This window comes from Ruegeria sp. YKSE079 (genome assembly GCF_059612845.1).
On the sequence record NZ_JBXWRJ010000021.1, the window covers coordinates 63,010 to 83,263 of the forward strand.

Genomic DNA, 20,254 nt, shown 5'->3' on the forward strand with positions numbered 1-20,254 from the left:
TAGATGGGCGGTAAGGACAGGAGAACGCGATGGGATTCCGCTTTTTTTCCGACAAGAACCGGCCTGTGCACATGGGGCACTATCCGCTTGAACGGCTTGCGCGGGCGGCCGACCTGCCGGACCTTGCGCAGATACCAGAGATGGCGGAGTTGAGTTTTCACCGTCGGCAGACGCCAGAAAGCATTGTCAACGCGATGGGAGAGTTTCAGGCGATGCTGGATGCGATCCGCGACGGCTTCGTCAATCCGGCGGTGGCAGAGATCCCGGAAAATCCGCTTGAACGAGCCAATCATCTGAAATCATTTGGTTATTTCAATGATGCATCAATGATGGGATGCGGGCCGCTGCCGACTGAAGCGATGTTGTCCAATCCGCGCCGAAACCCCGATATCGACCGATTGGCTCATGCGCTCAGGACGCGCCAGACCAAGACTCTGGCCTCGGGCATTGACGTTATCATGGCCGACCTGAAGGACAGTATGGAGGCCGAACCGATCTCGATCGACAGCCACCGTCACGCCATCATTTTCCTGTATGAGCACAACCGAGATCCGGACCCGGATGAGTCGGGGTCTGAGTGGATTCTGGATGCACAGGATCACCGAGCCTGCCTGTTAGCTACTGAAAATGCTACAGTAATTGCCAATTACATTCGCCTTCTTGGGTTTGACGCGCGGGCGCATTCGGTGATGTCTTCGGATGTCGATCTGGGGAAATTGGCGGTTGCCGCGGGGTTGGCGACGGTCGAGGACGGTGTGTTGGTCGCCCCCTGGTTGGGCTGCCGGTTCGGGTTGGCGGCGGTGACGACCGAAATGGAGATTGCGCATGATCTGCCGTTGCGACCGATGGCCGAACAACCTTGGTTCCAAACCCAAGGCCCTGCCTGGTGGCTAGGTAAGGGATTTGCAAAAAATGCTTTCAACAGAGATCCTTACGCCAGGCGCCGCTATGTCGATGGGGCGCAGCCGTTCGAGAAGCTGAAACGGGTTGAGGAGCCGACGACCTATATCGACGAGGCTCATGTGGCGCGGGTTCCGAAACGTACAGATATGTTCGCGCGGGCGCAGTTCGGGGATATGGGCAAGGCGGTTCAGGACGGGGCCAAGGGCGGTCATTATGCGCGCAAATCCGCGCCCAGTTTCGCGCAGAGACGCGCACTTGGCGCTTTTGTACTGCTTCAGGATGGGGACTGTGCCGAAACGTACAAACCAAATGACGCCAATCGCAACGCCGCCAACCTGAAAGCGGCCAGCTATTTTCTGGGCGTCGACGCGGTCGGCCTCAGCCGCTGCCCGGACTGGGCCTGGTATTCGCATGACGCGACCGGCGAAGAGATCGTGCCGCCGCATGATCAGGCCGTCAGCATGATTGTCGATCAGGGTTATGAGACGATGGAGGGCGCATCCGGCGACGACTGGATCAGCGTCGCGCAGTCGATGCGCGCCTATTTGCGGTTCTCGCTTTTGGGTGGGGTGATCGCGCAGCAGATTCGAAATCTGGGCTACAAGGCCAAGGCGCATACGGTGATGGATGGCGAGGTGTTGCAACCGCCGCTGTTGCTGCTGAGTGGTCTGGGCGAGGTCAGCCGCATTGGCGAGGTGATCCTGAACCCCTATCTGGGGCCGCGCCTGAAATCGGGCGTCGTGACCACGGACATGCCGATGGCCCATGACAAACCCATCGATTTCGGCCTGCAGAATTTCTGCGAAAGCTGCAACAAATGTGCCCGCGAGTGCCCGTCGGGCGCGATTACCGCGGGACCAAAGCGGATGTTCAATGGCTATGAAATCTGGAAATCGGATAGCCAGAAATGCGCGACCTATCGGATCACCACGCCGGGCGGGGCGATGTGCGGGCGCTGCATGAAAACCTGCCCGTGGAACCTTGAAGGGATCTTCAAGGAAAAACCGTTCCGCTGGGCCGCGATGAATATCCCGTCAGCCGCGCCTGCGCTGGCAAAGCTGGACGATGCCGTGGGCAATGGCGGGCTGAACGATGTCAAGAAATGGTGGTGGGATATCGAGTTGCAGGCGGATGGCGCCTATCGCCCTTCGGTGCATCCGTTGAACCGGCGCGGTCTGCAAAGGGAGCTGGAGCTGAAATACGAGGATCAGACGCTGGCCGTCTATCCCGCGCCGCTGGCGCCGCACCCTTGGCCCTATCCGTTTCCGATGGATCGCGAGGCCGGGATCGAGGCCTATGAGGCGATGGTCAGCGCCGAGGAACACAGGGCGCGCGTTGCTGCCGGGGATATGTCGGTTGTCCACCGCTATCGGATCGCGGGCGATGCGCCGGTGATGCGGGTGGAACTGACCCGGGTCGAGAAGATGACGGCGGATGTGACCAAGTTCGAATTCTCGCCCATTGACGGCGTGCCGTTGCCGGAATGGACGGCGGGCGCACATCTGGACGTGCTGGTGGCGCCCGAGTTCCTGCGCCAGTATTCGATGTCGGGCGATCCGTCTGACCGGTCGAAATACCAGATCGGCGTGTTGCGCGAGGATCACGGGCGGGGCGGATCGGCCCTGATGCACAGAATCTTTCACGAGGGGCGCAAGGTTTTCATCTCGAAACCGATCAATCATTTCGAACTGGATGAAAGCGCGAGCAGGACATTCCTGATGGGCGGTGGCATCGGCATCACGCCGATGATCGCCTTTGCCCACCGGCTGTTTGCAATGGGCGCGGAGTTCGAGTTGCATTATTCTGCCAGCACGCAGGCCGGTGCGGGGTATCTGGACGATCTGGCGGCGATGCCCTGGGCGGACAGGGTGCGCTTGCATTTCTCGGACAAGGGCACGCGCGCCGATCTGGATGCGGTTCTGGCGGGCTACCAGCCGGGCTGGCACGTCTATACCTGCGGGCCGGATCGGTACATGGATGGCGTGATGGCGGCGGCTGAACGGCAGGGATTCCCCGAAGAGGCGCGGCATCTGGAATATTTCTCGGTTCCCGAACAGCACGAATACGAAAATCACTCCTTTACGGTGCGGCTGGCGCGATCGGGGCGCGAATTCGTGGTGCCCGAGGACAAGGACGCCGCACAGGTTCTGAACGAGGCGGGCATTCATGTGGATGTGAAATGCGCCGACGGGATCTGCGGGGTGTGCAAATGCGGCCTGATCTCGGGCGAGGTGGAGCATCGCGATTTCGTGCTGTCGAAGAAACAGCGCGAAGGGTCGATCATCCTGTGCCAGAGCCGCGCCGCAGAACCGGACGGGGTGATCGAAATCGACCTTTGACGCCCGGGTCGCTGGCCCGGGGGTCTGGAAACGACATTTTGCTTCGAAAAAAATCGTCGTTCCTGTCATGGACGCCGGATGGGTGCTGGACTAACGTCGCCCCCGAACCAAGTGAAACCCTGATCAACAGGTGCGAGGTAAAACATGGATTATCACAGCCCCGCCAGTTTCGCCGAGGCTTCGGAACTGGCTGTGAATGCGACGGGCATTACGCGTTTCCTGGCTGGCGGAACGGACGTGCTGGTACAGTTGCGTTCGGATTTCGTGACGCCGGATACGCTGATCGACATCAAGAAAATCAAGGGGGTGCAGGACATTACCCGCCAGGATGACGGCAGCTGGACGCTGGGTGTTGCGGTCTCGGGTGCCGAGATGAGCGAGCATCCGCAGCTTGGGCGGGACTGGCCCGGGCTGGTCGAAGGGATGGATCTGATCGGGTCGACCCAGGTGCAGGGGCGCGCGACGCTGACCGGCAATCTGTGCAACGCCTCGCCCGCCGCCGATTCCGTGCCGGGCATGGTGGCGGCCGGTGTGACCGTGACGGTGACGGGCCCGAACGGGGATCGCGAGGTTGCGGTCGAAGACGTCCCCACCGGTCCGGGCAGGACGTCGCTGGCCAAGGGCGAGGTGATTTCGGCCGTGCATATCCCGGCACGGGGGGCAAATGGCGGCGATGCCTATCTGCGGTTCATTCCGCGTACCGAGATGGATATCGCGGTGGTCGGTGTCGGCGTGAACCTGCGGCTCGATGGCGACACCGTTACCGAGGCGCGCGTTGCACTGGGCGCGGTTGCGCCGACGGTTCTGCTGGTCGAGGACTGTGCAAAGGCCATCATCGGCACCACGCTGGATGACGCCGCGCTGGAGGCGCTCGCGGCGGCGGCATCCGCGGCCTGCAATCCGATCGACGACAAGCGCGGCACCATCGCGTTCCGCACCGAGGTCGCCGGCGTGCTGGCCAAGCGCGCTGCCAAGATCGCCTATGCCCGTGCCAAGGGAGAATGAGCCATGAGCAAGATCCACGTATCAACCACTGTCAACGGCGATGCGGTCGAGTTTCTGTGCGACCCGCGTGAAACCCTGCTGGACTGTCTGCGCGACAAGCTGAACCTGACCGGCGCGAAAGAGGGTTGCGGCACCGGCGATTGCGGTGCCTGTTCGGTCACCGTCGATGGTCGGCTGGTCTGTTCCTGCCTGATGCTGGGGGCCGAGGCCGAAGGCAAGGAGATCGGCACCGTCGAAGGCATCGCCGATGGCGACGTTCTGCACCCGCTGCAGAAGAAGTTCATCGAATATGCCGCCCTGCAATGCGGCGTCTGCACGCCGGGGATTCTGGTGGCCGCGAAATCGCTGCTGGAAAAGAACCCCGACCCGACCGAGGAAGAGACGCGGTACTGGCTGGCGGGGAACCTGTGCCGGTGCACCGGCTATGACAAGATCATTCGCGCCGTGATGGATACGGCGGCCGAGATGCGGGAGGCTTCGTGATGGCGCTTGACGATCGCAAGACCGATTTCAGATTTGTGGGCACACGGCCCGATCGCCCGGACGGGCTGGACAAGGTGACGGGCCGCGCCAAGTTCGGGGCGGATGCCCAGGCGCCCGGCATGCTGCATGGCGCCATCCTGCGCTCGCCGCATGCGCATGCGCGGATCGTGAAGATCGACACGTCGAAGGCCGAGGCGCTGAAAGACGTGAAAGCGGTGGTCACGCGCGCCGATTTCTCGGACAAGCCCGAGTTCAAGCCGGGGCTTGAGGGCGAGTTCTGGAATGTGCTGGAAAACGTCATGGCGGGAGACAGGGCGCTGTATGACGGGCATGCGGTGGCGGCGGTGGCTGCGACCTCGGCGCTGGCAGCGCGCGATGCGCTGAAGCTGATCGAGGTGGAATACGAGGTGCTGCCCCACGTCACCGACGTGGACAAGGCGATGGCATCCGATGCGCCGGTGATCCGCGAGGGGGCTGCCGATTACTCGGTGCCAGAGGGGATGCACCCGAACGTCGTGCGCTATCACGAAAGCGGTCACGGCGATGTCGAGGCCGGATTTGCCGAGGCGGATCTGGTGGTCGAGGACCATTTCGAAACCGAAGCGACACACCAGGGTTATATCGAGCCGCATGCCTGTCTGGCCACATTGGGCAATGACGGCAAAGGTGAGCTGTGGTGCTGCACCCAGGGGCATTGGTACGTGCAGAAATACTGTGCCGCGCTGCTGGGTATCGAGACGTCGCAATTGCGCGTCACGGCCTCGGAAATCGGTGGCGGCTTTGGCGGCAAGACCACGGTGTTCATCGAACCGGTGGCGCTGGCGCTGAGCCGCAAGGCCAACCGTCCGGTCAAGCTGGTGATGAACCGGTCGGAGGTGTTCCGGGCCACCGGGCCGACCTCGTCGGCGTCGATGGACATCAAGATCGGGATGAAGAAGGACGGCACCATCACTGCTGCGCAAGGCATCTTCCGCCTGCAGGGCGGCGCCTTTCCGGGTGCGCCGGCCGAATTCACTGCGATGTGCGCCTTTGCGCCTTACAACCTGACCAATGTGCGGCAGGTGGGCTATGACGTGCTGGCCAACCGCCCGAAACAGGCGGCCTATCGCGCGCCGGGCGCGCCGATGGGGGCGTTTGCGGTTGAATCGGTGATCGACGAGCTGTGCAACAAGCTGGGTCTGGACCCGGTCGAGGTGCGCCTGAAGAACGCCGCGCACGAAGGCACCAAGGCCAGCTATGGCCCGCGCTACGACCGCATCGGGCTTGTCGAGACACTGGAAGCCGCCAAGGCGCATCCGCATTATTCGGCGCCGCTGAAGCCGGGGCAGGGGCGCGGCATCGCCTGCGGGTTCTGGTTCAACCACGGGGGCGAGACCAGCGTGTCGCTGGCGCTGAGCGAGGATGGATCGGCGCAGGTGATGGTGGGTACGCCGGATATTGGCGGGTCGCGCGCATCGATGGCGCTGATGGCGTCCGAGGTGCTGGGCATCCCTTACGAAAACGTTCGCGTGACGGTCGCAGACACCGCGACGCTGGGGTACAATGACATCAGTCACGGCAGCCGCGTGACCTATGCCTCGGGTCTGGCAACGATCAAGGCGGCGCGCAATGCCGTCGAGAAACTGTGTGAACGCGCGGCGGCCAAGTGGGGTATCCCGGTCGATGCGGTGAAATGGGAAAACGGCTGTGCCGTGCCGTCGGGGCCGAATGCTGGTGATTTCGATCCGCTGCCGCTGGCCGAAATAACCGCCGACATGGGCGCGACAGGCGGCCCGATCTCGGGCCATTTCGAGGCCACGCCCGAAGGTGCGGGGGTGTCGTTCGGCACCCATATCGTCGATGCCGAGGTCGATCCCGAGACCGGCAAGACCTGTGTCACGCGCTATACGGTCATTCAGGATGCGGGCAAGGCGATCCATCCGACCTATGTCGAAGGTCAGTATCAGGGCGGCGCGGCGCAAGGTATCGGCTGGGCGCTGAACGAAGAGTATATCTATGGCCAGGACGGTCGCCTGCAGAACTCGATCTTCCTTGATTATCGTATCCCGGTGGCCAGCGACCTGCCTATGATCGACACGGTGATCGTCGAGGTGCCCAACCCCGGTCACCCGTTCGGTGTGCGGGGCGTGGGGGAAACCGGAATCGTGCCACCGCTGGCTGCGATCGCGAATGCCGTATCGAACGCAGCAGGTGTTCGCATGCGCCGCCTGCCCATGTCGCCGCCGCGGATTCTGGCGGCGCTCAAGGGCGATGGTTGAGGTCAACCTCTGGTCTGGTCTCCGGTCTTTGACCGGGGGCCAGCAGGTGGTCGAGGTCGAGGCCTCGGACACCGGCGAGTTGCTGCGCGAACTGGTGCGCGCCTATCCTTCGCTGAAAGGCCCCATCGATGCGGGCGTGTCGGTGGCAATCAACGGTCGGATCATTGCCGGTGGCCTGACCGAGCCGATCCCCGACGGGGCCGAGGTTTACCTGATGCAACGGCTTCGGGGCGGTTAGCTCTGCGCCAGTTCCTATGGCAAGCCGCCTTTGACCGGCAGAATGGATATCGCCTGAAGATCCGGCGTCGCCACTATCAGAGGGGCACGTCGTCATAATCGCGGGACTGGCGGAACGGCGTGTCTTTGATCGTTTCTTCCGTCGCCTTGGACATCATCGTGAAAAGGCGCGCAGCCTCGTCGGTATATTGCTCCATCGCGGTCTTGAAGAACTCCGACTGGACCTTCACCAGATCCGCCGGGGTCTTGCAGGCCAGCAGAGCCTTGTGCGTTTCAAAGTCCTGTTGCAGGCGATCCGTCACGAACCGCGTGCTTTCGGACATGATGTCCATCCAGGCTTTGGCCGCGGTCTGATTGACACCCATCAAGCCAAGAGTCATCGCGGGCGCGGTTGCGTCCAGGTCTGCATCCGTATTCTTCGATTTTGCCATGGCCTTGCTCCTGTATCAGACTGAGTATCGGGTTGTTTCGTCGCCGCCTGCGCGAAACCCGATGCTTGTCCATAGCTGGTTTGAGCTTGCCGGTCCTTGATCTGGATCGTGCGGGGTCACAAAAACTGCTGGATCACCGCCAGCCTATCCTGTCAGATCTGTCCCGCAGTTGGGCGCGCACATCTTCAATCCCGTGAGGCGGGCGTTTGTTTTCAATAAGTTAAGATGGTGCTGCCGGAGAGATTTGAACTCTCGACCTCTCCCTTACCAAGGGAGTGCTCTACCCCTGAGCTACGGCAGCGCGGTGAGCGGGTGATTAGACGCAAACGAAACGCGGCGCAAGGGTGTCTGGACGGTTTTTTTTACCTCCTGTAGAGAAAGGTCATGTCAGACGAAAATTCACCAAAAAAACACGGCAAATCCGAATCTGCGCGCGAGGACAGGCTGAAGGCGGCACTGAAGGCCAACCTGGCAAGGCGCAAGGCGCAGGCGCGCGCGCGCGCGACTGCGGATGACAAGGCCGGTGAGGAAAAGGAATAAGAGCAGATGGATTCGATTCTCGTTACCGGCAATGGCCCGCTGAATGGCCAGATACCCATTGCAGGGGCCAAGAATGCGTGCCTCACGCTGATGCCGGCGACGCTGCTCAGCGATGAACCGCTGACGTTGACCAATGCGCCACGGCTGAGCGACATCAAGACGATGACGACGCTGCTGCAATCGCTGGGGGCCGAGGTGTCGCTGTTGCAGGACGGGCAGGTTCTGGCGATGTCGAGCCATGATCTGACCAGTCACACGGCGGATTATGATATCGTGCGCAAGATGCGTGCGTCGAACCTTGTGCTGGGGCCGTTGCTGGCCCGGTTTGGCCAGGCCGTTGTGTCGCTGCCCGGCGGCTGCGCCATCGGTGCGCGCCCGATGGATTTGCATGTCGAGGCGCTGGAGGCGCTGGGAGCCGAGATCGAGTTGAAGGACGGGTATCTGCACGCCAGCGCGCCGGGCGGGTTGAAGGGCGCGGTGCATGAGATGCGGTTCGCTTCGGTGGGCGCGACCGAGAACATGGTGATGGCGGCCACGCTGGCGAAGGGTACGACCGTACTGAAGAACGCCGCGCGCGAACCCGAGATCGTCGATCTGGTGCGTTGCCTGCGCAAGATGGGCGCCCAGATCGAGGGTGAGGGCACGTCGACCATCGAAATTCAGGGTGTGGAGCGGCTGCATGGCGCCACGCATCAGGTTGTCACCGACCGGATCGAGCTGGGCACCTATATGCTGGCACCCGCAATCTGCGGCGGCGAAGTCGAGCTTCTGGGCGGACGGATCGAGCTTGTGGGCTCGTTCGTCGAAAAACTGGATGCGGCTGGGATCGCGGTGGAAGAGACCGAGAAGGGCCTCAAGGTGGCGCGCCGCAACGGCAGGGTCAACGCCGTTGACGTGGTGACGGAACCTTTCCCCGGGTTTCCGACCGATCTGCAGGCGCAGATGATGGCGCTGATGTGCACCGCCGAGGGGACCTCGGTTCTGGAGGAGCGGATTTTCGAGAATCGCTTCATGCATGCGCCTGAACTGATGCGCATGGGTGCCCAGATCGACGTGCATGGCGGCACCGCGACGGTGACCGGGGTCGAACGGTTGAAAGGCGCGCCGGTGATGGCGACCGATCTGCGGGCGTCGGTCTCGTTGATTCTGGCCGGTCTGGCCGCCGAGGGAGAAACCGTGGTCAGCCGGGTCTATCATCTGGATCGCGGATATGAGCATGTGGTGCGCAAGCTGGAAGGCGTCGGCGCGCGGATAGAACGGATCAAGGGCCAATGACGGACGCAAAATTCGAAGAGGGGCGCGAAGCCCCGCTGAACCTCGGAGCCGAGGATGTCGACGATCTGACGGTGATCGCCACACTGACGCAGGACGCGGTGTTTCCTGTTACGGAACTGTCCTGGCGCCCGTCGGAACAACGCTTTGCCCTACTGCTGAACCGGTTCCGCTGGGAGGATCGCGAGGCCGCCGAACGGCGCGGGCGCGCGTTCGAGCGGGTTCAGTCGCTGCTGGTGTTCGATTCGGTATTGTCGGTGGCAAGCCAGGGGATCGACCGGTCGGACAAGGACATGATCCTGTCGCTGCTGTCGGTCGAGTTCGAGCCGTCCGGAGACGAGGCGGGGCAGATCCTGCTGACGTTGGCCGGAGACGGGGCGATACGGTTGAATGTCGAGGCGCTCGACGCCCGTCTGAAAGACGTGACCCGGCCCTATCGCGCCCCCTCGGGGCAGGCCCCGCACCACCCCGAATAGTGCAGAACAAGCGCGGCATATCGCGGGCGATGTCCCCAACTGCATCGGGGATCGCCTTGCGGCGGGCCACGGTTTTTGATGTTTTTGATATCAGCCGCATTCTGGTGCAATCGATCACCCTGCTGTGCCGCGACGATCACCGCGACGATCCCAGGGCGCTGGCTGAATGGACCTCGGGCAAGACCGCGCAGGACATTCGAAAATGGCTGGACGGCGATGCCGAGTTCTGGCTGGCGGAGTGGAACGGACAGCCCGGCGGGGTTGGCGCGATATCGCCCGGCGGCGAGGTGTTGCTGCTTTATGTTGCGCCATCGGCGGTGGGGCAGGGGCTCGGCGCCGCGTTGTTGGACCGGCTTGAGGATCGCTTGCGGGATGCGGGGCACCAAACCGGATTTCTGGTCGGCACCACCACGGCCCGTGCGTTTTACGAGGCACGGGGCTGGCGTGGGGACGGGGCGGCGCAATGTGGCCCGGCGGCCTCTTGTCAGGCGATGACCAAGCAACTTTGATCACGCGGCACTGGCACAAATCGCTGCACCCCCGCGGCTGAGGCTTGAGACCGCCGCGCCCCGGCGATATGCACCCTGCAAAACGCCCGGAGGTCCAGCCATGCCCCAATTTCTTGACACCACGTCGCCCGATTTCGATGCCGCGTTTGCGGCGCTGCTGGCCGCCAAGCGCGAAGACAGCCCGGATGTGGACGAAGTGGTTGCCGCGATCATTGCAGATGTACGGGAGCGGGGCGATGCAGCGGTGATCGAACTGACCGAGCGGTTCGACCGTATCGCACTGACCCCGGAAAGCCTGCGGTTTTCCCCGCAAGAGATTGCGCAGGCGACTGGCCAGGTTACGACGGAGGAGCGCGAGGCGCTGGAACTGGCCGCCGAGCGCATCCGGGCCTATCACGAACGGCAGATGCCGCAGGATGAGGAATGGACCGATGCGGCAGGCGCGACGCTGGGCTGGCGCTGGTCGGCAGTGTCGGCGGCGGGGCTATATGTGCCGGGCGGTCTGGCCTCCTATCCGTCATCGGTGCTGATGAATGCGATTCCGGCCAAGGTGGCGGGGGTGGAACGGCTGGCGATTGCGGTGCCGACGCCGGATGGGCAGGTAAATCCGCTGGTTCTGTTGGCGGCGCAACTGTCCGGGGTGGACGAGATTTACCGGATAGGTGGGGCGCAGGCGATTGCGGCGCTGGCCTATGGGACTGATGCGGTCAGGCCGGTTGACAAGATCACCGGCCCGGGCAATGCCTTTGTCGCCGCCGCCAAGCGCCGCGTCTTTGGCAAGGTCGGCATCGACATGATCGCGGGACCGTCCGAGATTCTGGTGATTGCCGACAAGGACAATAACCCCGACTGGATCGCGCTGGACCTGCTGAGCCAGGCCGAACATGACGAGAGCGCGCAGTCGATCCTGATCACCGATGATGCGGGTTTTGGCCAAGCGGTGGCGGAAGCGGTTGAAAAACGCCTTGAGACATTGGAGCGCCGCGCCATTGCCGGGACAAGCTGGCGGGATTTCGGAGCGGTTATCACGGTGCGCGACATGGACGAAGCTGCGGCGCTGTCCAATCGTATCGCGCCCGAGCATCTGGAACTGTGCGTGGCCGATCCGGACGCGCTGAGCCAAAAGACCATCCACGCAGGCGCCATTTTCCTGGGCCAGTACACGCCCGAAGCGATCGGCGATTATGTGGGCGGGCCGAACCATGTGCTGCCGACCGCGCGTTCGGCCCGGTTTTCCTCGGGCCTGTCGGTGATCGACTTTCTCAAGCGCAGCACCATCAGCAAGATGTCGCCCGAGGCCCTGCGCGCCATCGGCCCGGCAGCAGAGCGGCTGGCGATTTCGGAGAGCCTGGAGGCGCACGGATTGTCGGTGCGGGCGCGGCTGGATCGTCTGAACAGTTGAGACCGAAGGACAGATCCGCGCGGTATCCTGTGGCCCATGGGAACGGGGCGACACACAGTTGCCCCCAATTGCACGTTGTTGTACCCCTGCCGGAACGCAGTTTTTTCCGAGCACCGAAAGTATGAGTCACATAAGCCATATCGAACTGGACGATCGCAACCTTCCCGCGCCGACGCCGGAGATCGAGCAGGAGCGCAAGGTGGCGATTTTCGACCTGCTTGAGGAAAACAGTTTCGACCTGCCCCAACGGGATGATCGGGTCATTCCGGATGGTCCCTATCGGTTGCAACTGTCCATTCGCGACAAGCGGCTGGTCTTTGACATCGAAACCGAAGACAACCAGAAAGCCGCCGAGTTTCATCTGTCGCTTGGCCCGTTCCGGCAGGTCGTGAAAGACTATTTCCAGATCTGCGAAAGTTATTTCAACGCAGTGAAAACGATGCCGCCCAGTCAGATCGAAACCATCGACATGGCGCGGCGCGGCATCCACAACGAAGGCAGCCGTGTGTTGCAGGAACGGCTTGAGGGAAAAGCCGAGATCGACACCGACACCGCGCGCCGCCTGTTCACCCTGATCTGCGTTCTGCATTTTGGGGGCTGACGCGTGAAGCCGTTGCCGCACTCGGTGCTGTTTTGCTGCGACCACAACGCGGTGCGGTCACCAATGGCCGAAGGCATCATGAAGAAGTTCTACGGCACCGGCACCTATGTGCAGTCGGCCGGGGTCAAAAGTGATATGGATGTTGACGGGTTCTGCATCGCGGTCTGCCAGGAAATCGACGTCGAACTGTCGCGCCACCGTACGCGCACCTTTGACGAGATGCAGGAATGGGGCGACGATCTGGGGTCTTTTGACCTGGTCATCGCGCTGTCGCCTGCGAGTCAGCGGCGGGCGCTGGAACTCACCCGATATTATCACCTCGATGTCGATTATTGGCCAATAATGGACCCTACTGGGCTCGGCGAGACGCGGGAAGAGAAGTTACATCATTATCGTCAAACCCGCGATCAAATCATCCAGCACCTCAAGGAGCGCTGGGGAGAGCCTACGGAGATTACATGAACGACACCGTCAAACGCTATTTCGATGCCTTCAATGCCGGGGACGTCGACGGAATGCTTGCCTGCCTGTCCGATGACGTGGCCCATCACGTGAACGAAGGGCAGATCCGCGAGGGCAAGGAAAAGTTCGCCGCGTTCTGCGCCCATATGAACCGCTGCTATAAAGAAAACCTGACCGACATGGTGGTTTTCGAGGCCGAGGGTGGCACCCGTGCGGCGGCGGAATTCATCGTCAATGGCACCTATCTGGAGACCGATGACGGGTTGCCTGAGGCGCATGGCCAGAGCTATCGCTTGCCCGCCGGGTCGTTCTTTGACCTGCGCGACGGCAAGATCACCCGCGTCACCACTTTCTACAATCTGGCCGATTGGATGAAACAGGTCTCGAATGGGTAAGGTCACGGATGTCCGGGCGCTGACCGGCGCAGCGCTGGAAGCGGCGCTGGACGATGTGGCGCGGTTGCGCATCGCGGTATTCCGGGCTTGGCCCTATCTCTACGACGGCGATCTGGCCTATGAGCGCGACTATCTGAAGGTCTATGTCGAAAGCGAGGGCGCCATCGTGGTTGGCGCCTTTGACGGAGGCAAGCTGGTCGGCGCTTCGACCGGCATGCCGTTGGCCGATCACGCCGATGATTTCGGCGCAGCCTTTGCCGATACCGGGCTGGACATGGGGCAGATCTTTTATTGCGCCGAATCCGTGTTGATCCCGGATTACCGGGGGCAGGGGATCGGCCACAGGTTCTTTGACTTGCGCGAAGCCCACGCCCGCGAATTGGGGTATGCCAAATGCGCCTTTTGCAGCGTGCAGCGCCCTGCCGATCACCCGATGCGGCCGGAAAGCTATCGCCCGCTTGACGCATTCTGGCGCGCGCGGGGGTACGAGCCATTGCCGGGGGCCGTTGCCCAATTCCCGTGGAAGGATCTGGGCGACGAGGAAGAAACGTCAAAGCCGCTGCAATTCTGGATCCGGGATCTCTGATCCCGGCTGCGCGCCTTTGGGCGCTTGTGGCGCACCATTCAACAACCGGTGCCGGATTTGACATTCAGTGACCGCTTGCCGGGCCAGAAAATCGTAGGGTCACTTTTGGGCCGTCCAAGCCAGAAAATGCCTAAAGCCTGTCGCAGTCAGATTTGGCAGTGATAGTGGAGACAGATCAAAGCTGTGTTCAGGGGGAAAACCTGTCGTCAAATTCGCTCATACAAATATGCAAAAATGTGTTACCTTTGAGTTTTCCAAAGGGGGGAAAGTCATGAAAAGATATGTGATTGAGCGCGATTTGCCGGGGGTTGGCGGCATGTCCGGCGACGAACTGGGCGGAGCGTCCGCCAAGTCGAACGAGGCGCTGGACCAGATACCGGGGGTGCAGTGGCAGCACTCGTATGTCGCGGGCGACAAGACATTCTGTATCTATCTGGCCGAAAATGAGGACGCGATTCACAAGCACGCGGAACTCAGTGGCTTCCCGGCCAGCAAGATCACCGAGGTCGTGACCATCATCGACCCGACAACCGCCCGCTAATCGGGTCTGTACATGGCGCGGCGTCCCCGCATAAGGTCGCACGACCTTCGCAGCCGGGGACGCCAATATGAAACTTGCAACCGCCGCCTATCCGCTCGATTGGCTCGATAGCTGGGCCCAGTACGAGGACAAGCTGAACCGTTGGGTGGCCGAGGCTGCCGGAAACGGGGCCAAGCTGTTGGTGTTTCCCGAGTATGGCGCGATGGAGCTTTCGACTTTGGACGGGCCGGAGGTTGCCGGAGATCTGGAGAAATCGATCCATGCAGTTTCGGATCGGATGGAGGACGCGGCTGTCCTGCACCAGAATCTCGCGCGGGAGTACGGGGTCCATATTCTTGGGACTTCGGCCCCGGTGAATGCGGGATTTGACAGGCCCGTCAACCGGGCCGAGTTCTACACCCCGACGGGTGGGCGAGACCATCAGGACAAGCAGATCATGACCCGGTTCGAACGCGAACACTGGAATGTTGTTGCGGGCGGGCCGCTCAAGCTGTTCGATACCGCGCTGGGCAAGATCGGTGTTCTGATCTGTTATGACAGCGAATTCCCGCTTTTGGGGCGGGCACTGGCCGAGGCCGATCTGATCCTGGTGCCATCCTGCACCGAGGCGCTGTCGGGCTATTGGCGTGTCCGTATCGGCGCGATGGCCCGGGCACTGGAAAATCAATGCGTTACGGTCATGGCTTCTCTGGTCGGCTGCAACGACTGGTCCGAGGCGGTGGATATGAACACCGGGACGGGCGGCATCTTTGGTCCGCCGGATATTGGGTTCCCCGAAACGGGTGTTCTGGCCGAGGGCGGGCTGAACCAGCCCGGCTGGACCTATGCCGAGGTGGACCTTGGGGCGATTGCCCATGTGCGTGCAGATGGTCGGGTGCTGAACCGGGCCCACTGGGCCGAGCAGGAACCCCGCGTCTTATCCGTCACAAACTGTGGCATCTAGGCAATTCGGCCCTTGAATTAAGGGGAAAATGCGCTCATTTAAGCGCACGTCCCGTAGATTCTGCGGGTGCAACGTATTTAAGGAGAGAACATGGCCAAGGAAGATACGCTCGAATTTCCCGGTGTCGTGAAGGAACTCCTGCCGAATGCGACGTTTCGGGTCGAGCTGGAAAACGGCCATGAGATCATCGCACATACGGCAGGCAAGATGCGCAAGAACCGCATCCGCGTTCTGGCCGGCGACAAGGTGCAGGTCGAGATGACCCCTTACGATCTGACCAAGGGTCGGATCAACTATCGTTTCAAGTAACGCCAGCCTTATGGCGTTCATCCTGGGATCGGGCAGTCCGCGGCGGCTGGACCTGCTGGCTCAGCTTGGCGTGCGGCCCGACAAGATATCCCCTCCAGACATTGACGAAACGCCCCATAAAGGCGAGTTGCCGCGGCCTTATTGCGCCCGGATCGCCCGGGAAAAGGTGCAGGCGGTGCAGGCCGGGGACAGCGACGTTGTCTTGTGCGCCGACACCACCGTAGCGCTGGGGCGCCGCATTCTGGGCAAGCCGTTGGATGCGGCCGAGGCCGCCAAGTTTCTTTATGCCCTGTCGGGCCGTCGCCACCAAGTGATCACCGCCGTCGCCGTGCGGCGCGGCGATGACCTTTGGGCGCGGGAGGTGGTCAGCCAGGTCAAGGTCAAGCGGCTGTCGGATGTGGAAATCAATTCCTATCTCGCCAGCGGCGACTGGGAGGGTAAGGCCGGTGCCTATGCCATTCAGGGACCTGCGGGTGCCTTCATCCCGTGGATAAGCGGGTCGTTCACCGGTATCGTCGGCCTGCCGTTGGCGGAGACGTCGGGTTTGTTGCAGGCGGCAGGTTTGCCGCTGTATCAGGAGGTGTCATGAAAGGCCGCACAATCATTCTGGACCACATAGACGACCGCGAGGCGGCGGCGCTGATGGTGGATGGCAGGCTGGATGATTTCCTGATCGAAGGCGACGCGCCTGCGCCCGGAACTATCTATCGCGCCCGCGCGGACCGGCCCGTGAAAGGGCAGGGCGGCATGTTTTTGTCGACCCCAGACGGCCCGGCCTTTTTGCGGCAGGTCAAAGGCCTGGCGCCCGGTGCGCAACTGCTGGTGCAGGTCACCGGCTATGCCGAGCCGGGCAAGGCGATCCCGGTCACGTCCCGGCTGCTGTTCAAGAGCCGCTATGCCATCGTCACGCCGGATGCGCCGGGTTTCAACATCTCGCGCAACATCCGCGACGAGGACCTGCGCGACAGGTTGCTGGAAATTGCCCATGAACACATGGGCGACAGCGCGTACGGGCTGATCCTGCGGTCGTGCTGCGACGGAGCCGAAGCGGAAGCAATCGCCGAGGATATCGCCGCCATGGCGGAATTGGCGGACAAGGTATTGAGCGACCAGGGGGATGCGCCTGAGATCCTTGCCGAAGGCGACGGCCCGCATACCCTTGCCTGGCGCGATTGGACCGAAACGGCCGAGGTGGTGACGCAACCTGGCGGGTTCGAGGTTCATGGCGTGCTGGATGCGCTGGATACGGCCCGAGCGATTGCCGAGCCGCTTGCAGGTGGCGGGCAACTGTTTATCCAGCCAACCCGCGCGTTGGTCGCCGTGGATGTGAATACCGGGTCTGATACGTCCCTGGCGGCAGGTCAGAAGGCCAATTTCGCATGCGCCAAGATCCTGCCACGCGCGCTGCGGGTGCGCGGCCTGGGCGGACAGATCACGCTGGACCTCGCCCCCATGCCGAAGAAGGACCGGCGCGGGTTCGAGGCCGCCTTGCGCGCGGCCTTCAGGCAAGACAGCGAGGAAACGATTCTGGCTGGATGGACCCCGCTGGGCCATTTCGAGTTGCAGCGCAAACGCGGGAGAATTCCCTTGGCGGAGGTGCTGAAATGAGCTGTCCGATCTGTGGTGACAAGACGACGACAACCTACCGCCCTTTCTGCTCGAAACGCTGTGCGGATCTGGATCTGGCCAAGTGGCTGAACGGCTCATACAGCTTGCCGTCCGAACGTGAGGACGACGTGGAAGAGGCGGTCGAACCTCGCACTTCAGCGTCCGAACGCCCGCATTGAAAAAATGTCAAAAAGCCTCTGGACACCGCCTGTGGCAAGTCATAGAAGGCCTCCACCCAACGGCAAACACCGTTCCCGTGCCCGGGTAGCTCAGGGGTAGAGCAGTGGATTGAAAATCCTCGTGTCGGTGGTTCGATTCCGCCCCCGGGCACCACTTTTCTCCAAGAAAAGCAATGTGTTGACGGTTTGGCCGTTTTTGCACCTCATTGGTTTATGCCCCGGGACTGCACCGGGACTGCAAATAGTATTGCATGTGCTTTCACTGCGAGAAACCGTGATCTTTCTATCCTGCCAACTGTGGTCTCCCGCGACGCAAGGGCGCAGCTAATTAGCGTCAGGCGAACTTGAAGCTCCTGCTTTCATCCTTAAATTGATCCCGAAATACTCGGAGTCTTTTTCATGCCCACAACAAAAACGATTGTTTGCTTGGCAAACTCATTCCGCCCCGGCGGTAGCTGCGTAGCAGGAATTGAATACAATAATGGCGTGTTTGGCGATTGGATTAGGCCCGTTAGCAAACGCGCCGATCAAGCAATCAACACCGACGAGAAGACGTATGCCGATGGCACTCAGGTCGCCCTATTAGATGTAATTGAAATCACTTTTGACGCACACCATCCCGAGCAGCATCAAACCGAGAACTGGGTGATTTCTTCGGGCGTTCGCTGGAGAAAGGTGGGGCAATTGACCCCGGCACAGGTCCAAGATGCGGTCGCGCCATCCAACAAAGCGCTATGGGGCCCTGCGAGTAGCACTTACAACGGGCGGAAGGATGAGCTGAAAGCTATTTTTGCAAATGCGGCGACAAGTTCGCTCATTCTCGTTCAGCCTGAGAGCGCCACGGTTGAAGTGATTCACAATCCGTTTTCCCGGGAGGATCATCTATGGGTGAGTTTTGTTTGGGCTGGCGTTAGCCACAAAATCAAGCTCACTGACCCCGTCCAGTTTCAGAGATTTAACACGGGTGATGGAACGTCGCATACGCTTGAATATCCAATCCTCTGCATAAGCTTAGCAAAAGTTTGGGAGAAGCGGGGCACAGCTTCCAAGTTGGTCGCTGGCTTGATAGCCTGACTTCATGGACGATAGGAAACGCATTTACACGGTAGGGCACTCAACGCAGCCATTTGAGAGCTTTTTGAGCTTGCTGTCGAAGAACCACATTTCCGCCGTGGCAGATGTAAGGTCTTCGCCATACAGTCGCCACGCGCCACAATTCAATACAGATGCCCTCAAGAGCGCGCTCAAAGCAAACGGGGTTGCTTATGTTTTCTTGGGAAAAGAACTTGGTGCAAGGTCGGAAGATGAATCTTGCTACATCGACAATGTCGTTAGTTACCAGAAACTGGCCAAAACGTCCCTCTTTCTGTCGGGCATCCGGCGAGTTGAGGATGGAAGTCAGCGTTACCGGGTCGCGCTCATGTGTTCTGAGCGTGACCCAACTGAATGCCATCGAACGATTTTGGTTTCGAGAATTCTGCAAGAGCGAGGCGCACAGGTTAGCCACATCCTTGGTGACGGAACGCTGGAATCACATAGAAACACCATGTTGAGAGTGCTCGACATTCTTGGAACACCCAGAGGCGACATGCTTGACTCTGAAGATGATCTAATTGCCCGGGCGTATGAAGGTCGTGAAAAGCAAATCGCCTACCGGCGGGAAGGATAAAGACAACATGGTTCAGGTATTTACTATCGGATTTACCAAAACCACCGCCGAGCATTTCTTTGGCCGCTTAAAGGAGTCGCAATCGAGGAAGCTCGTCGATGTTCGCTTGAACAACGTCTCGCAGCTTGCAGGCTTTGCCAAGCGGGATGATCTCAAATTCTTTGCCAAGAGCCTTTGCAACATGGACTACGTTCATGCTCCAAACTTTGCTCCGACCAAGCCTATGCTTGATTCATACAAGAAAAAGAAAATCGACTGGTCCAACTATGAAAATCAGTATCTGGACCTGATGATGAAGCGAAGGGTCGAAAGGCTTCGTCCGGCTGATTTGGATGGATGCTGCTTGCTTTGCAGTGAAGACACGCCGCATTTCTGCCACCGCCGTCTCTTGGCCGAATACCTTGACCAAAAATGGGGCAACGTCGAAATCATCCATCTCTGAAATTGATCTGAGCTGAACGTTCAGGAAGGAATAGCCCCCTCAAGATTTTGATCTCTTTGGGGGCTACCAACGCCTATTTCACAACTCGCAGAGCCGGGCGACTGCCGCCCCCGCTCGCTTCCGTCCTATCTGCCTGCGGTAAAATCCCAGAAAGCAGCATTTCGACTTCGCCAACAGGCAGAGCCAAATCGTCGGCAATGTGCCGGAGATTTTTGCGATCAGACCAAAGCTCGGACAGGACCATCTTCCAGAGAACAGAGCTTTCCCGGGTGATGCCCTCTGGTTCCCCGCTGCGGTATCCTCGCTTGCCAAGCTCGATGCAGATCGACCGGTATTGCCACTCAGTCAGCATCGGTCGTTCGAAATGGTGCACGCGATAGGCGAGGGCCATCGCTGAAACCCTCCAACGCCTTTTGGCCTTGATGATGACATCTGCTGTAATGAAGCGAGGCAGGCGCAGGCGCACGTCTTCCTCTGGCATCAAGAAGGCCGCCGCAAATCTGTTTGCCTCAACCTCAACATTTCGAGAGTCTTCGAAGGGATTTGGCTCCTTGTGTCCGTCGTCAGAGGTTTTGGGCCAGTTGGCGGCGTGATCTAAGAGAGGGTCTGGCGCATCTGGTTGGTCAGATTAAGCGGCGGATTTGCGGTGAAGCAAGCGCCGGGT

General features: G+C 60.8%; 24 protein-coding genes, 2 tRNA genes and 1 pseudogene. 24 read left to right on the forward strand and 3 right to left on the reverse strand.

Annotation, left to right across the window (positions count from 1 at the left end; genetic code table 11):
- Nucleotides 1–29: 29 nt before the first annotated feature.
- The 5 genes from AC2FMY_RS17705 (at nucleotide 30) to AC2FMY_RS17725 (ending at nucleotide 7,226) form a co-directional block, all read left to right on the forward strand.
- Nucleotides 30–3,242: a reductive dehalogenase gene (locus AC2FMY_RS17705; RefSeq protein ID WP_496807820.1), complete on the forward strand. Its 3,213-nt coding sequence runs from the start codon at nucleotides 30–32 to the stop codon at nucleotides 3,240–3,242.
- A gap of 144 nt (nucleotides 3,243–3,386) precedes the next feature.
- On the forward strand, nucleotides 3,387–4,247 hold the full coding sequence (locus AC2FMY_RS17710; RefSeq protein WP_480751553.1) for an FAD binding domain-containing protein: 861 nt from the start codon (nucleotides 3,387–3,389) through the stop codon (nucleotides 4,245–4,247).
- A 3-nt stretch (nucleotides 4,248–4,250) separates the two neighbouring features.
- Complete coding sequence (locus tag AC2FMY_RS17715; protein WP_480751554.1) at nucleotides 4,251–4,730, forward strand: (2Fe-2S)-binding protein; 480 nt, start codon at nucleotides 4,251–4,253, stop codon at nucleotides 4,728–4,730.
- On the forward strand, nucleotides 4,730–6,988 hold the full coding sequence (locus AC2FMY_RS17720) for a xanthine dehydrogenase family protein molybdopterin-binding subunit (RefSeq protein WP_496745328.1): 2,259 nt from the start codon (nucleotides 4,730–4,732) through the stop codon (nucleotides 6,986–6,988). The genes AC2FMY_RS17715 and AC2FMY_RS17720 overlap by 1 nt, the downstream gene beginning before the upstream one ends.
- Nucleotides 6,981–7,226 carry a MoaD/ThiS family protein gene (locus AC2FMY_RS17725; protein WP_480751558.1) on the forward strand — a complete coding sequence of 82 codons (246 nt, stop codon included), beginning with the start codon at nucleotides 6,981–6,983 and terminating at the stop codon, nucleotides 7,224–7,226. The genes AC2FMY_RS17720 and AC2FMY_RS17725 overlap by 8 nt, the downstream gene beginning before the upstream one ends.
- A 76-nt stretch (nucleotides 7,227–7,302) precedes the next feature.
- Here the strand turns inward: AC2FMY_RS17725 and AC2FMY_RS17730 are convergent, their stop codons facing one another.
- Nucleotides 7,303–7,656 carry a phasin family protein gene (locus tag AC2FMY_RS17730; RefSeq protein ID WP_496807821.1) on the reverse strand — a complete coding sequence of 118 codons (354 nt, stop codon included), beginning with the start codon at nucleotides 7,654–7,656 and terminating at the stop codon, nucleotides 7,303–7,305.
- Between the two features lie 226 nt (nucleotides 7,657–7,882).
- A tRNA-Thr gene (locus tag AC2FMY_RS17735) sits at nucleotides 7,883–7,957 on the reverse strand.
- Nucleotides 7,958–8,040: 83 nt separating this feature from the next.
- Between AC2FMY_RS17735 and AC2FMY_RS17740 the strand changes: the two genes are divergently transcribed.
- The 19 genes from AC2FMY_RS17740 to AC2FMY_RS17830 all read left to right on the forward strand — a co-directional run bounded on the left by AC2FMY_RS17740 (nucleotide 8,041) and on the right by AC2FMY_RS17830 (nucleotide 19,590).
- Nucleotides 8,041–8,196 (forward strand): hypothetical protein, encoded by a 156-nt coding sequence (locus tag AC2FMY_RS17740; RefSeq protein WP_496807822.1) that lies wholly within the window; start codon nucleotides 8,041–8,043, stop codon nucleotides 8,194–8,196.
- Nucleotides 8,197–8,202: 6 nt separating this feature from the next.
- Complete coding sequence (murA, locus tag AC2FMY_RS17745; protein ID WP_480751562.1) at nucleotides 8,203–9,471, forward strand: UDP-N-acetylglucosamine 1-carboxyvinyltransferase; 1,269 nt, start codon at nucleotides 8,203–8,205, stop codon at nucleotides 9,469–9,471.
- Entirely contained in the window at nucleotides 9,468–9,944 is a 477-nt protein-coding gene (locus AC2FMY_RS17750; protein WP_496807823.1) for a DUF2948 family protein, read from the forward strand. The genes murA and AC2FMY_RS17750 overlap by 4 nt, the downstream gene beginning before the upstream one ends.
- A gap of 29 nt (nucleotides 9,945–9,973) precedes the next feature.
- Nucleotides 9,974–10,453, forward strand: coding sequence for a GNAT family N-acetyltransferase (locus AC2FMY_RS17755; protein ID WP_496745333.1), 480 nt, complete (start codon nucleotides 9,974–9,976; stop codon nucleotides 10,451–10,453).
- Between the two features lie 100 nt (nucleotides 10,454–10,553).
- The gene (gene hisD / locus AC2FMY_RS17760) at nucleotides 10,554–11,855 is read left to right on the forward strand and encodes a histidinol dehydrogenase (RefSeq protein WP_496807824.1); all 1,302 of its coding nucleotides are present in this window, start codon (nucleotides 10,554–10,556) and stop codon (nucleotides 11,853–11,855) included.
- Nucleotides 11,856–11,976: 121 nt separating this feature from the next.
- A complete protein-coding gene (locus AC2FMY_RS17765; protein ID WP_480751568.1) occupies nucleotides 11,977–12,456 on the forward strand; it encodes a UPF0262 family protein in 480 nt (159 codons plus the stop codon).
- A gap of 3 nt (nucleotides 12,457–12,459) precedes the next feature.
- Nucleotides 12,460–12,918 carry an arsenate-mycothiol transferase ArsC gene (locus AC2FMY_RS17770; RefSeq protein ID WP_496745337.1) on the forward strand — a complete coding sequence of 153 codons (459 nt, stop codon included), beginning with the start codon at nucleotides 12,460–12,462 and terminating at the stop codon, nucleotides 12,916–12,918.
- Complete coding sequence (locus tag AC2FMY_RS17775) at nucleotides 12,915–13,313, forward strand: ketosteroid isomerase-related protein (RefSeq protein WP_496807825.1); 399 nt, start codon at nucleotides 12,915–12,917, stop codon at nucleotides 13,311–13,313. The genes AC2FMY_RS17770 and AC2FMY_RS17775 overlap by 4 nt, the downstream gene beginning before the upstream one ends.
- Entirely contained in the window at nucleotides 13,306–13,899 is a 594-nt protein-coding gene (locus tag AC2FMY_RS17780; protein ID WP_496745339.1) for a GNAT family N-acetyltransferase, read from the forward strand. Before AC2FMY_RS17775 ends, AC2FMY_RS17780 begins: the two co-directional genes overlap by 8 nt.
- A 271-nt stretch (nucleotides 13,900–14,170) precedes the next feature.
- Entirely contained in the window at nucleotides 14,171–14,440 is a 270-nt protein-coding gene (locus AC2FMY_RS17785; RefSeq protein ID WP_480751573.1) for a DUF4242 domain-containing protein, read from the forward strand.
- 67 nt (nucleotides 14,441–14,507) lie between these two features.
- Nucleotides 14,508–15,383: a carbon-nitrogen hydrolase family protein gene (locus AC2FMY_RS17790; protein ID WP_480751575.1), complete on the forward strand. Its 876-nt coding sequence runs from the start codon at nucleotides 14,508–14,510 to the stop codon at nucleotides 15,381–15,383.
- 90 nt (nucleotides 15,384–15,473) lie between these two features.
- Nucleotides 15,474–15,692: a translation initiation factor IF-1 gene (gene infA, locus AC2FMY_RS17795; protein WP_005978431.1), complete on the forward strand. Its 219-nt coding sequence runs from the start codon at nucleotides 15,474–15,476 to the stop codon at nucleotides 15,690–15,692.
- 10 nt (nucleotides 15,693–15,702) lie between these two features.
- Nucleotides 15,703–16,281 carry a Maf family protein gene (locus AC2FMY_RS17800; RefSeq protein WP_480751576.1) on the forward strand — a complete coding sequence of 193 codons (579 nt, stop codon included), beginning with the start codon at nucleotides 15,703–15,705 and terminating at the stop codon, nucleotides 16,279–16,281.
- Nucleotides 16,278–17,300, forward strand: a complete 1,023-nt coding sequence (locus AC2FMY_RS17805; protein WP_496745342.1) for a ribonuclease E/G — start codon at nucleotides 16,278–16,280, stop codon at nucleotides 17,298–17,300. Before AC2FMY_RS17800 ends, AC2FMY_RS17805 begins: the two co-directional genes overlap by 4 nt.
- Entirely contained in the window at nucleotides 17,297–17,479 is a 183-nt protein-coding gene (locus AC2FMY_RS17810) for a DNA gyrase inhibitor YacG (protein ID WP_496745344.1), read from the forward strand. The genes AC2FMY_RS17805 and AC2FMY_RS17810 overlap by 4 nt, the downstream gene beginning before the upstream one ends.
- Nucleotides 17,480–17,558: 79 nt before the next feature.
- A tRNA-Phe gene (locus AC2FMY_RS17815) sits at nucleotides 17,559–17,633 on the forward strand.
- A 245-nt stretch (nucleotides 17,634–17,878) separates the two neighbouring features.
- Entirely contained in the window at nucleotides 17,879–18,553 is a 675-nt protein-coding gene (locus tag AC2FMY_RS17820) for a dual OB domain-containing protein (RefSeq protein ID WP_496807826.1), read from the forward strand.
- Nucleotides 18,554–18,557: 4 nt separating this feature from the next.
- The gene (locus AC2FMY_RS17825; protein WP_496807827.1) at nucleotides 18,558–19,148 is read left to right on the forward strand and encodes a DUF488 domain-containing protein; all 591 of its coding nucleotides are present in this window, start codon (nucleotides 18,558–18,560) and stop codon (nucleotides 19,146–19,148) included.
- Between the two features lie 7 nt (nucleotides 19,149–19,155).
- Nucleotides 19,156–19,590, forward strand: coding sequence for a DUF488 domain-containing protein (locus tag AC2FMY_RS17830; protein WP_170449176.1), 435 nt, complete (start codon nucleotides 19,156–19,158; stop codon nucleotides 19,588–19,590).
- 73 nt (nucleotides 19,591–19,663) lie between these two features.
- Here AC2FMY_RS17830 and AC2FMY_RS17835 read toward each other — a convergent pair.
- Nucleotides 19,664–20,122: pseudogene (locus AC2FMY_RS17835) on the reverse strand (ImmA/IrrE family metallo-endopeptidase); the annotation flags it as partial.
- Nucleotides 20,123–20,254: the final 132 nt, after the last annotated feature.